This window comes from Sorangium sp. So ce448, assembly GCF_051520915.1.
GTDB classification, from domain to species: Bacteria; Myxococcota_A; Polyangia; order Polyangiales; family Polyangiaceae; genus Sorangium; species Sorangium cellulosum_B.
In genome coordinates, this window is record NZ_CP150343.1 from 2,373,576 (window position 1) to 2,385,814 (window position 12,239).

The window sequence follows — 12,239 nt, forward strand, 5'->3', positions numbered from 1 at the left end:
CGGGCGCGATCGGGCCGGCGCGGATGCCGGACATGCGAGGCCGCTGAGCTCAGCAGACGTCTTTCCAACCGCTCCCGCGGCCGCGCCGCTTCGAAAGGACACGTAACGTCCACACCCTCGCGTATTTCCTCGGGAAGCGCGGCGAGGACCTCTCGCCGCCGTTCCAGGATCTCGCCGTCTGAACGACCCGGCGGCCCGCGAGCATTTCCAGCAGCACCCCGTCCTCGTTCTGACGCTCAACGACATCAGGACGCTCTCTCACGAGAGCACGTTCGACGCGGTCCGTTCGGAGGTGCAGCGCGTCTACAGCCAGTATCAGCACCTGCTGAAGAGCGACGCGCTCCGCCCGGATGAGCGGTGGCATTGCAAGCAACTGCTCATCGGACGCCGGCGCCGCCCCCGTGCATGAGCTGGCCGCGGTCTTCGATGGAAGCGCCTGGGTGAGGCGGGTCGATGAAATCCTCTCCGGCGCCAAGGACGGACACCCGCAGGGCCAATCGACTCGGGCAGACGTGGGGTGCCTCGTTGTTCATGTGTGGTGAGGCGCACAACCTCGGATCCGCCCTCGCCGCGAGCTTATCGCGCTGCGGTCCCTGACGTTGCCTTGCTTACAGCACAATTTGCTCACGGGGAGCGCTTCAGTTCTGGATATCCTCGGTCGCTGCGATGAGCTCGTCCGAAGCACCCCACAGGCGAGCGCTGCGGCTCTCTGAGTCGTCTCGGGGGTACCGCTGATGCGCGCTGGTGACATCGTCGCCGACCGCTTCGAGATCGAAGGGCACGCGACCTCCGGCGGCATGGCGCAGATCTTCCGCGCCCGCGATCGGCTCACGGGCGAGCCGGTCGCGCTGAAGATCCTCCAGCGCACGGGCCCGCAGGAGTCGCACCGCTTCCGCCGGGAGGCTCACGCGCTCGCCGCGCTCCGGCACCCCGGGGTCGTCGGGTACGTCGCCCACGGCACGACCGAGGGCGGCGAGCTCTACCTCGCCATGCAGTGGCTCTCCGGCGAGACCCTCGCCGAGCGCTTGCTGCGCGAGCCGCTCACCGTCCCCGAGAGCCGCTCGCTGGGCGTGCGCGTCGCCTCCACGCTCGGCGCCCTCCACCGGCTCGGCATCGTCCACCGCGACCTCAAGCCGAGCAACCTCCTGCTCGCCGGCGGCTCCGTCGACGAGGTCATCCTCCTCGACTTCGGCGTCGTGCGCGTCGCGGACGCCGGCCAGGAGCTCACCATGCCCGGCGTGATGCTCGGCACCCCCGGCTACATGGCCCCCGAGCAGGCGCGCGGCGAGGTCGCCATCGACGCCCGCGCCGACGTCTTCGCCCTCGGCTGCATCCTCTACCGCTGCCTCACCGGCCGGCCCCCGTTCGTCGGCAACGACGGCCTCTCGGTGCTCGTGAAGGTCCTCCTCGAGGATCCGCCGCGGCTCCGGGAGCTCCGCGGCGAGGTCCCGGCCGCGCTCGACGACCTCGTGACGCGCATGCTCGCCAAGGCCCCGCGCGACCGCCCCCGCGACGGCGCGGCCGTGGCCGCCGAGCTCGGGTCGCTCGGCGATCTCGCGCCGGCCTCGCGGCGCGGCCTCCCCGTGCCCATGGGCGGCCCCACGCCCGAGCTGACGACCGGCGAGCGCCGGATGATCTGCCTCCTCCTCGCCCGCGACGGCGCGCTCGACAGCGACGCTACCCGGTCCGAGGGCGAGGACGCGCTCCGCGTGCGCGCGCTCAGCGCCCTGGCCGAGCGCCACCAGGGCCGCCTCGAGATCATCGAGGCGCGCTCTCCCGTCGTTGTGCTGTCCGGCCTCGTCGCGCCGACCGATCTCGCCGCCCGGGGGGCGCGGTGCGCGCTCGCGATGCAGGTGCTGCTCGGCGGCGCGCCCGTCGCGCTCGTCTCGGGGCGCGCCGAGATCACCGCCCGCTCTCCCATCGGCAAGCTCATCGATCAGGCCGCCGCGCTGCTCGCCGGCGACGAGGCGCGGCTCGGCGTGGTCCGCATCGACGAGGTCACGGCCGGCCTGCTCGGCGCGCGGTTCGATCTCGGGTCGGATCACGCGGGCCATCTCCTGCGCGGCGAGTGCGACGACCTCGAGGCGGTGCCGCGCCTCCTCGGCAAGCCGACGCCGTGCGTGGGCCGTGACCGCGAGCTGTCGCTCCTGGAGGCGACGTTCGTCCAGTGCATCGAGGAGCAGACCCCGTCCGCGGTGCTGGTGACGGCCCCCGCCGGCATGGGCAAGTCGCGCTTGCGCGTCGAGCTGCTCCGGCGCCTCCGGGCGCGGGACGAGCCGATGGCGGTCTGGATCGCGCGCGGCGACCCCATGAGCGCCGGCTCTGCCTTCGGCCTCCTGGCGCAGGTGCTCCGCCGCGCGCTCGGCGTCGCCGACGGCGCGCCGCCCGCGGCGGTGCACCGCAGGATCCGCGAGCGCGTCGGTGGCCACGGCGAGCGCGGCGCCCACGTCGCGCCCTTCCTTGGCGAGCTCGTGGGGACGCCCTTCCCGGACGAGGCCAGCGAGGCGCTCAGGGCGGCGCGGCGGAGCTCCGTGCTCATGGGCGATCAGCTGCACCTCGCGTGGGAGGAGTTCCTTCGCGCCGAGTGCGCGGCGCAGCCGGTGCTGCTCGTCCTCGAGGACATGCACTGGGGCGACCTGCCCACCGTCGGCATGATCAACAGCGCCCTCCGCAACCTGCGCGACGCGCCTCTCATGGTGCTGGCGCTCGGCCGGCCCGAGGTGCGCGAGATGTTCCCGAAGCTGTGGGCCGGCCGCGGCGTCCAGGAGATCGAGCTCACGGGGCTCTCGCGCCGCGCCAGCGAGCGGCTCGCGCGCCAGGCCCTCGGCGGCGCCGTCACGGAGGAGATCATCGGCACGCTGATCGAGCGGGCCGACGGCAACGCCTTCTTCCTGGAAGAGCAGATCCGCGCTGCCGCCGAGGGGCGAGGGGCCGCGCTGCCGGAGACGGTGCTGGCGATGGTGCAGGCGCGGCTCGAGGCGCTCGATCCCGAGGCGCGGCGTGTCCTCCGGGCGGCGAGCGTCTTCGGCCAGAGCTTCCGGCCCGCCGGCGTCGCCGCGCTGCTCGGCGGCGCCGACGCCGAGGTGGCGGTCCGGCTCGCCGAGCTCGTCGAGCGCGAGGTGATTGCCCCGAGGCGGCCGCCTGGCCGGGGCGGCGCGGCTGGTGAAAGCCTCTCCTCCACGTCGTCCGCGCGCGGGGGGGCCGGGGGCGGGGGGGCCGGGGGCGGGGGGGCCGGGAACGGGCCCGAGCGCGAGGCCCCGCCGGCGCGCCGTGCCGGGGCGCCCGAGCCTGGCCCTCCGATCGACGCGGGCGCGGACGACGCCGAGTACAGCTTCCGGCACGGCCTTGTGCGGGAGGCGGCGTACGGGGCGCTGACGGAGTACGACCGGCGGCTCGGCCACCGGCTGGCGGGCGAGTGGCTCGAAGGGGAGGGGAAGGGCGACGCGGCGCAGCTCGCGGAGCACTTCGAGCGCGGCGCCGAGCCGGGGCGCGCGGCGGCGTGGTACCGGCGCGCGGCGGAGCAGGCGCTGCGCGGCAACGATCTCCTCGCCGCGATCCGCCGCGCTGAGCGCGGCCTCGCGTGCGGCGCGACCGAGGCAGAGGCCGGCGGATTGCTCCTCGCTGACGCGGAGGCCCGCGTGTGGCGTGGCGATTTCGCCGTCGCCGAGCAGCGCGCGCTCGACGCCGTCGCGCTGTTCGAGCCGGGCTCGCCGTCCTGGTACTCCGCCGTGACCTGGGTGGTCACGGCCGCTGGCAAGCAGGGGGCCTTCGATCGCGTGGAGTCCTGGGTGGCGACGGCGCGGGGCGCGTCGCCCCGCGAGGGCGCGCTGACCGGGAGGGACGTCTGCCTCGTCGAGGGGGCCAACTGGCTCGCCTTCGGCGGCCGCTACGCGGTGGCAGACGGGATCATCGAGGCCCTCGAGCGCAGCGGGGAGGAGGAGCGGCCGCTCGACGTCGAGGTGCTCGCCAGGCTCTACGAGGCGCGCGCCATCCGCACCATGACCTCCGGCGATCTCGGCGCCTGCCTCGACGGCATCGAGGCGGCGCTCGAGGTGTTCGAGCGGAGCGGCGATCGCCGCAACGCGTGCTCGCTGCGGGTGAACCTGGGCGCCATCACCATGGAGCTCGGGGACTACGAGGGGGCCGAGGCCGCGCTGCGCGCCGCGCTCCGCGCGGCGGAGCAGATGGAGCTCACGGATCTGGCCGCGTTCGCCCGCAGCAACCTGGGCAACGTGATGATCGCCCGCGGCGATCTCGACGAGGCCCGGCGGGTCGAGGAGGAGGCAATCGCGACGTTCCAGCGGCTGGGCGATCCGAGGGCCGAGGGGGTCGCCCGCGCGTACCTGGGGAAGGCGGCGCTGCTCGCCGGCGACCTCGGCGCAGCCGAGTCCGAGGCCCGCGCGGCCGCGGAGCTCCTGCAGAGCGCGCCGCCGCTGCGCGCGGCGGCGTGGGCGCTCTCCGCGCGGGTCCTGCTCCGGAAGGGCTGCGCCGAAGAGGCGCTCGCGCTCTCCGGCGACGCGCTCTCCCTCCTCGAGTCGCTCGGCGCGGTCGAGGAGGGCGAGTCGCTGATCCGGCTCGTCCGGGCCGAGGCGCTCTTCGCGAGCGGCTGGCAGGCCGAGGCGCTCGCCGCGATCGCGCGGGCGCGCGACAGCGTGCTGTCCCGCGCCGGGCAGATCTCGAATCCTCGCTACCGGGATCAGTTTCTGTCTGCGCTCGACAACGGCGAGACGCTCGCGCTCGCGGCGCGATGGCTCGGCGACCGAGACGCCCCATGAACTCGCGCTTCGGCGCACGTGGGATTCCCTGCTCGCGGCTCTTCCAGGCGCCGCGCGCTGCCCACGAGCGCGCCCGAACGACCGTCTCCTCGCCGTTCTCACGACGTCATCGCAGGCGCGGAATTTCTAGGGTTCCTCCGGAAAAGTCGTTGAGGAAATTCCTGACGCGTGTTTCATTTGTGTGGAGGGGGCTATGCAGTATCGTTTCAAACTCGCAATCTCGTTCCTGGCCCTATGGTGCGTCTGTCTCCCGGCCTGTGTCGGCGAGGCTGATCCCGAGGAGGAAGACGGCGGCACTGGGGCGCAAGACCTGTTGACGCGGAATGCGTTCACGAAGGAAGCGCTCGTGGACAGCCCGTTCACGACAGACAGGCTCGCGACGGAAGCGCTCACGGGCAACCCGCTGACGAGCGACGCAGTCGCGAGCAGCAGCGATGTCATGAGGGCGCTGCGGGATCCTCTGGCCCGCGAGTTCTTGACGTACGTGGCGAGCTGCGCGCTCCCGGAGGGGCAATCCGTGCAGGTCTCCCTGGACGGCGAGACCTACACCTTCGAGGGGAGCATCGGTCTTGCGCCCGAGTGGGGCCGAGATCATGGTCAGTGCAACGCCCGCTGTCAGGGCTGGCTCTCCGCCTGCATGCTGGCCAGGATCAACCATCTCGGGGAGAGCGTGCCTATCTCGATGCGCGGAAAACACAAGGCCCTTGACTCGGATCAAGCGGAGCGGGATGCCTTCCCTCGGCGGGAGGGGGCCTATTTCGGCGACCTCTTCGCGCCGGAGCAGCGCCGGTTCGCGTGCAAGTCGCCCGGCTCGACGCTCATCAGCCGCGTGTGCGGCGGGACTGGCGTCGACACGCAGGGCTGCATCATCGACGTCCTCGGCGACTGCGACGACATCTGCGGCGCTCCGACGTCGGACGGCAGCTTCCCGAACTGCGTTGGCGGTGGCCATACGACGCCGACGACGGTGACCGTCTTCCGGGAGTAGCCGGTCCGGGGTTCCGTCGCCTCGGGCTGACCCGCCGCGGGCGCGTCCCCGCGACGGCTCGCCGCTTTCGTACTATGGTCGCGCCGCCATGAAACGAAGGCTGCCCGCCCCGCTCGCCTGCCTGCTGCTCGCCGCCTGCGCCTCCTCGGAGCCCCGACCGAAGGAGCCGCTCGGCCAGATCCCGGAGGCGACGACCACGGCGAAGCCCGAGTGGCTTCCCTTCCGCATCCGCGCCGGCAAGAGCGTCGCCGCCGATCCGCGCGAGAAGCACTTCGCCGAGCTCCGGCAGCTCACCTTCGGCGGCGAGAACGCCGAGGCCTACTGGTCGCCCGACGGCAGGAAGCTCGTGTTCCAGTCGACCCGCGACGAGAACAAGTGCGACCAGCAGTACATCCTGGATCTGGAGAGCGGTGAGGTCCGCCGGGTCTCGAACGGCCAGGGCAAGACCACCTGCGGCTACTTCCTCTTCCCCGCGCCCGCGGCCTCTGCCCAGGCGCGCGTCCTCTTCGCGTCCACGCACGCCGCCGGCGAGGCGTGCCCCCCGAAGCCCGACCACTCGCAGGGGTACGTCTGGCCGCTCGACGAGTTCGACATCTACACCGCGAGCGCCGACGGCTCGGATCTCCGCCCCCTCATCCAGGGCAAGGGCTACGACGCCGAGGCGACCGTCGCGTTCGACGGCTCGCGTCTCGTGTTCACGAGCACGCGCGACGGCGACATCGACCTCTACACCGCGAAGCTCGACGGATCGGACGTCAAGCGCATCACCAGCACGCCCGGCTATGACGGCGGCGCCTTCTTCTCCCCCGACGCGACCAAGCTGGTCTGGCGGGCGAGCCGCCCCACCGGACCGGCGCTCGACGACTACCGCGCGCTGCTCGCCAAGGGGCTCGTGCGGCCCAGCGCGCTCGAGATCTTCGTCGGGGGCGCCGACGGGCAGAACCCGCGCCCGGTGACGAGGAACGGCCGCGCCAACTTCGCGCCCTACTTCCTCCCGGACTCGCGGCGGATCCTCTTCGCCTCCGATTTCAGCACCCCGCAGGGCGCCCGGGGCATGCCCAACTTCGATCTCTACCTTGTCGACTCCGACGCGCCCCCGGCGGCGGACGGCGTGCCGCCCGTCGAGCGCGTGACCTTCTACGAGGGCTTCGACAGCTTCCCGATGTTCTCGCCGACCGGTGAGCACGTCGTCTTCGCCTCGAACCGGTACGGCGCGAAGCCCGGCGAGACCAACCTGTTCGTCGCCCGCTGGGTCGAATGACCGCGCCGCCGTCGCGGACCCGCGCGCCGCTCGCGCTCGCGTCGGCGTGCGCGCTCGCTGGCTGCTCGGGCGCCCCGGCGCAGCCGCCCCGCCCTGCCGAGGCCGCCCTTCCGGCGGCGGACGCCGCGGGCGCGGCCTACACCTCGCCCGCGCGCTGGAGCTACCATCCGGCGGCGCCCGACGCCGCGGTCGCGTGGGCGCCGTTCGCCGGCGCCGGCTGCGTCGTCGTCGCCCAGGGAGGGCAGCGATGGACGGTGACGCCCGATCCACGGACGTCCACGCCGCCGCCGAGCGCCGCCGGGCCCGCCGCGCAGGCCGCGCGCTGCGCCGGCCAGGGCAGGACGAGCGCCTCGCCCGCGCCCGAGGAGCTCACCGCGATCGTGCGGCGCTCGCCGGCCTCCTGGATGTTCGTCGGCGCGAGCGGCGCGATCTACGAGGCCTCCTCGCCGCTCGGGCAGCTCACGCGGGCGCTCTCTCCGCCCGAGCCGCTCCTGCAGGTCGCGGGCGCCGGCGGCTCGCTGATCGGGGTGACCCGGGGCGGCGGCGTGCTCCGGTGGCGCGAGGAGCTCGGCTGGAAGCCGGTGCTGCTCGAAGGCGCCGCGGGGCAGGGCGGGGCTCCGGCGCGCGCCTTCGGCGTCGCCATGGCCGACGGAGGCCGCGCGCTCGTGCTCGCGCTGCCGGAGGCGCTGTTCGCCAGCGAGGACGGCGGGGGCACCTGGTCGCGCGCGCCGCTCCCGACGATGGGCCTCTCGCGGGTCGGCGCCCTCGGGGGCGAGCTCCTCGCCGAGGGGCTCCTCGCTTCGGCGACCTGGGATCCGCGGCGCACGCCCGCGTTCTCCCGCAGCGCGGCGACGCTCCCGCGGGCCGACGTCGAGCTCGACGTGACGACCCCGCGCGCCCCGTCCGCCTCCGCCGTGTCGATCGGCCGGGCCGCGATGAGCGGCGATCGCTACGTCGAGGCGGTCCGCCCGGAAGACGCCGGCGCGCCGTGGCTCTTCGCGAGCGGCCCCATCGAGGGGCCGCTCAAGGAGGCGGCCATGCCGGGCACGGGCGACTGCGGGAGCATCAAGCTCGGCGCGAACGGTCGGCGCGTCGTCGCGGTGTGCGCCGAGCCGGACGGCGATCGCGTCGTGGCGCGGGTGCTCCGCAGCGACGACGGCGGCGGCGCGTGGTCGCCGGCCGCCACGCTGGAGACGCCCGACATCGACCAGGTCGGCGTCGCTGTGGCGCCCGATGGCGCGGCGCTCCTGACCGGCGTCTGCAAGCCGAGCGACGGCGCGGACAGCTGCAAGCCGACCGCGCCGCTCCTCCTGTCCCACGACGGCGCCCACGACGAGGATCGCGCCGCGATCGCCCTCGCGGCGGCCCCCACGCTCGGCGCGTCCGCCGTGCTGCCCGCGTTCTCGGCGGACGGGCGCTCCGCGTATTTCCTCGGCTTCCGCGGCAAGGACGAGCGCCTCGCGCTGTTCGTCTCGCACGACGGGGGCGAGACCTTCGCGCCGCGGCCGCTCGACGCGACCGCCGCGCTGCCCGCCCCGCAGGCTGACGGCGCGGAGGACGAGGACGAGGAGGGCGGGCCGGGCGACGGTCCCTCGCCGGAGGGGTTCGAGGTCGTCGAGGAGAGCGCGCTGCGCCCGGCGGAGGACGGCGCCGTCGGCCTGCTGCTCTCGGAGCGCGGCGCGCTCACGTACCTGACCGCCGACGAGGACGGCCGGGTGCTCACGGCGACGACCCCGCCGGAGAGCGCGGCGCTCGCCGGCTTCGGGCGGCGCGTGCTCGCGCTCGCGCCGCGCGCGCGCGCGAGCGGCGATGACGTCGCGGCGCTCTGGGAGTCGCTCGACGGCGGCGTGAGCTGGGCGGAGCTCCCGGAGATGCCGGCGCTCTCGCGCGAGGTCTCCGAGGCCCAGCTCACCATCACATGCGGCGCCAGCGGCTGCCTCTTCGGCGACGTGGCGACCCGCGTCGGCTGGGGCGGCCAGGCCGACGGCGCGCTGCCCCGCGCGCCGGATCCGGCCCCGCGCGGGCAGCCTTCCGCGCGCACGCCCATCGTCTGCGAGATGCTGCCGTCCTCGAAGTGGACACGCGTCGACCACGTCGACTCGAGCGGCCTCGGCCTGCCCGACGGCGACGAGCTCTTGCGCGGCCGGTCGGTGTGGTCGTTGCTCACGCGCGCCCCGAGCGGCGCCGTCGACGTCGTCTCCGCGATGCTGCCCGAGTCCGGCGCCGGGGAGGCGCGGGTCGTCACGCGATCGCTGCTGCCCGCGGTGCCGGCGGGGCTCGGGCGAGCGCGGGTCGCGACCAACGTCACCTCGCAGATGGAGGGTTACGCCGTGGCGCGCCTGCGGATCCCGGGCGGCGCGGCGGCGCCGGGGGCCCCGATGCGCAACGTCGAGGTCGCCTGGGAGAACTGGATGGATGGCACCTCGGGCCGCGGCACGATCCCCGACGCCGGCCCGTTCGAGCTCGGCGACGTGAAGGTCGTCCCCGACGCCGCGCGAAAGCCGCGCGCGGGCGCCCGGCCGCAGGCCGGCCCGGGAGGCGCGGCCTCGCGCCGCGCGCCGCCCCCCGACGACTTCTTCGATCCCGCGCTCCTGTCGGTCTCGCTGCGCGGCCTCTTCATCAGGCCGCACTCCGACAGCGCTCAGTCGGCGCTCACGTTCTTCTACGAGCCGCCGGGGAAGCTCCAGCGCTTCGACTTCCCTTCCTGGCCCGCGTCGGGCCTTCACGGCAGCCTCGACGTGCGCGCCGATGCGGTCCTGGCGGACGGCCAGCCCGTCGGCGTGGGGATGGTCCGGCAGGCGTCGAACGGCCCGACGATCGGGATGCTGCTCGCCCACCGCCCGGCGCCCCCCGCCGGCGCGTCCGCCGCGCCGGGCCCGGGCGCCGCGTGGGCGATCGATGCCGTCTCGGTCGCTCCGCCGACGGACCGCGATCGGATCGTGCACACCGACTGGACCTACGCTGGAGGGTCGATCGGCGTGTCGACGCTGGTCGCCCATCCCGGGCACGCGGCGGCGTGGTCGATCTTCCAGCCGTTCCGTGGGGATGGCACGCTCGGCCCCGCGCTGCCGCTGCCGACGCCGTTCGACCTCGGAGACGCGCCGCGCCCGTGCTCTGCCGCCGAACGCGCGGCGACCGCGCGCCAGGAGGCGCCGCTCTTCCTCGGCAGCACGGCCTTGTTCCCGGGCACACGCCACCCGGTGCTCGTCGTGGACGCCGCTGGTCCCTCCAGCCCGCCCGAGGTCACGGTGCTCCTGACCTCCACCACGGTGCTCCACGGTACGCCTGCCGCGCCTTGTGTTGCGGGCTGGGAGGCGCGAGCGATCGGACGGGGGCCCCGCTCTGCGATCATCCCCGGCGATCTAGCCCAGGCGTGGTTGTTCCGGGCCGCGGCGGGCTCGGCGGTCGCTGTGGGCGGATCGAGCGGCCCGGCCGTCGAGCTCCGCCCGATGGTGTGCCGCTTCGATCCCGGCGCGGAGATCCCGGAGGCTGTATGGAGCGAGCCGGGCATGGCGCAGCCCGCGCGTTGAGCGACGGCGGAAAAGCAAAAACGACGAATGAAACGAAGCTGACGGTGAGATGAAACGATCCCGGATCCTGGCTCGCGGTAACCTTCTAGCGACTCGCGTGTGCGCTTCGGCGCTTGCGTTCGCGGTCCCTGCGGCGATAGCCTGGCCTGCCTAAACGGGAGGCGGCATGATCCGGAAGCGACGGCGGTTCGAGCTCAGGAAGACGCTGTTCCTGCTTCCGAACCTGATCACCCTCTCATCGATCTTCTGTGGCTTCGACTCGATCCGGCGCTCCGCGACCGCGCAGTCGGAGGATGATTTCTACCGCGCCGCGCTGCTGATCGTCTTCGCGATGTTCTTCGACACCCTCGACGGGCGTGTCGCGCGGATGACGAAGACCCAGAGCGCCTTCGGCCTGCAGATCGACTCGCTGGCCGATATCGTCTCGTTCGGCGTGGCGCCGTCGATGCTCGTGTATCAGTGGACGCTGCACCGCTTCGATCTCGCGGGGCTGCTCGTGTCGTTCATCTTCACGGCCTGCGGAGCGGTCCGGCTGGCGCGCTTCAACGTCCTCTCCATGGGTGAGGCGGGCAAGCCCACGAAGCCTTCGAAGTACATCGTCGGCCTCCCGATCCCGGGCGCGGCGGGCATCCTCGTCTCGATCGTGGTCGCGAACCACGCGGCCGCCGGCGAGATCGGCGGCGAGCGCTACGCATCGGCGATCCTCGTCACCACGACGATCCTGTCGCTGCTGATGGTCTCGACCATCCGGTTCCGCTCTTTCAAGGATCTCCGGCTCAACGTCCGGACGGTGCTCTTCGTGGCGTTCGCTGTCGGGTCGAGCGCGGTGATCTCGACGCAGCTGCAGCCCGCGTTCGTGCTCGTGTGGTTGCTGGGTTTCTACGTGCTGCTCGGGATCTTCGAGTCGCTCTGGCACCTGCCTGCGCGGCTCCGCGGCCTGCGTCGGGACTCGGTGCCTCCGCCCACGGTACCCCCTGCGGCCTGAAGCGCCTGCGGCCTGAAGCGCCTGCGGCCTGAAGCGCCTGCGGCCTGAAGCGCCTGCGGCCTGAAGCGCCTGCGGCCTGAAGCGCCTGCGGCCTGAAGCGCCTGGGCGCACCCCTGGTGACCGGCATCGCGACCCAACCGCTCCGGCTCATTTTTGAGTAGACTGCGTGCGATGAAGAACCGCGTGTTCTTTCCGCAGGCCGCGCTCGACGACTGGATCGCGAGCGACCGCGTCGATCTGAACAACGACGAGCTTCTGATCAAGACCGAGGGCCGCCGCTACAAGATCATCGAGGCGATCCGCGTGCTCCGCGAGGTGACGGGCTCCGCGGACATCCACGAGGTCCTCGGCAGGGTCAAGACGCGGGCGTTCTTGCGGGAGCTCGGGGCGGAGATCCTCGAGGGGTCCATGATCATCGGCGACAACGCCTACGACGTGATCCCGGGGTTCATCGGCGCCCCGGTGGGCACGTTCGCCGAGCACCGCAAGGCCGCCCCGGCGGGGACCGCGACCAGCAGCAGCCCGACGAGCGACGAAGAGCTCCTGGCCGCGTTCCTCACCAGCAAGATGTAGCGGCGCCGCGCCCGGTTACTTCGACGCCGCGCCCGGTTACTTCGACGCCGCGCCCGGTTACTTCGACGCCGCGCCCGGTTGCTTCGACGCCGCGCCCCGTTGCTTCGGCGCCCCCCCGGCGCGCCAC

General features: G+C 73.6%; 7 protein-coding genes. 6 read left to right on the forward strand and 1 reads right to left on the reverse strand.

Translation table 11 applies throughout. From position 1 onward, the window contains the following. Positions 1-49 precede the first annotated feature (49 nt). Positions 50-364, reverse strand: coding sequence for a hypothetical protein (locus tag WMF45_RS09090; RefSeq protein WP_437716544.1), 315 nt, complete (start codon positions 362-364; stop codon positions 50-52). Positions 365-734: 370 nt separating this feature from the next. Here WMF45_RS09090 and WMF45_RS09095 point away from each other — a divergent pair, with 370 nt between their 5' ends. From WMF45_RS09095 to WMF45_RS09120, 6 genes are all read left to right on the forward strand, one after another. Then, positions 735-4,775 carry a protein kinase domain-containing protein gene (locus WMF45_RS09095; RefSeq protein WP_437716545.1) on the forward strand — a complete coding sequence of 1,347 codons (4,041 nt, stop codon included), beginning with the start codon at positions 735-737 and terminating at the stop codon, positions 4,773-4,775. A gap of 346 nt (positions 4,776-5,121) precedes the next feature. Continuing rightward, positions 5,122-5,763, forward strand: a complete 642-nt coding sequence (locus WMF45_RS09100) for a hypothetical protein (protein ID WP_437716546.1) — start codon at positions 5,122-5,124, stop codon at positions 5,761-5,763. Positions 5,764-5,851: 88 nt separating this feature from the next. Then, positions 5,852-7,024, forward strand: coding sequence for a TolB family protein (locus WMF45_RS09105; RefSeq protein ID WP_437716547.1), 1,173 nt, complete (start codon positions 5,852-5,854; stop codon positions 7,022-7,024). Next, a complete protein-coding gene (locus tag WMF45_RS09110) occupies positions 7,021-10,554 on the forward strand; it encodes a hypothetical protein (RefSeq protein ID WP_437716548.1) in 3,534 nt (1,177 codons plus the stop codon). Before WMF45_RS09105 ends, WMF45_RS09110 begins: the two co-directional genes overlap by 4 nt. 166 nt (positions 10,555-10,720) lie before the next feature. Next, positions 10,721-11,539, forward strand: a complete 819-nt coding sequence (pssA, locus tag WMF45_RS09115; RefSeq protein WP_437551069.1) for a CDP-diacylglycerol--serine O-phosphatidyltransferase — start codon at positions 10,721-10,723, stop codon at positions 11,537-11,539. Positions 11,540-11,710: 171 nt separating this feature from the next. Beyond that, entirely contained in the window at positions 11,711-12,112 is a 402-nt protein-coding gene (locus tag WMF45_RS09120; protein WP_012234257.1) for a hypothetical protein, read from the forward strand. Positions 12,113-12,239 lie beyond the last annotated feature (127 nt).

What these genes read in the sequence shown, in the direction of transcription:
- WMF45_RS09090 (WP_437716544.1), bottom strand. Translation starts at nt 364, where the DNA reads ATGCCACCGCTCATCCGGGCGGAGCGCGTCGCTCTTCAGCAGGTGCTG.
- WMF45_RS09095 (WP_437716545.1), top strand. Translation starts at nt 735, where the DNA reads ATGCGCGCTGGTGACATCGTCGCCGACCGCTTCGAGATCGAAGGGCAC.
- WMF45_RS09105 (WP_437716547.1), top strand. Translation starts at nt 5,852, where the DNA reads ATGAAACGAAGGCTGCCCGCCCCGCTCGCCTGCCTGCTGCTCGCCGCC.
- WMF45_RS09110 (WP_437716548.1), top strand. Translation starts at nt 7,021, where the DNA reads ATGACCGCGCCGCCGTCGCGGACCCGCGCGCCGCTCGCGCTCGCGTCG.
- pssA (WP_437551069.1), top strand. Translation starts at nt 10,721, where the DNA reads ATGATCCGGAAGCGACGGCGGTTCGAGCTCAGGAAGACGCTGTTCCTG.
- WMF45_RS09120 (WP_012234257.1), top strand. Translation starts at nt 11,711, where the DNA reads ATGAAGAACCGCGTGTTCTTTCCGCAGGCCGCGCTCGACGACTGGATC.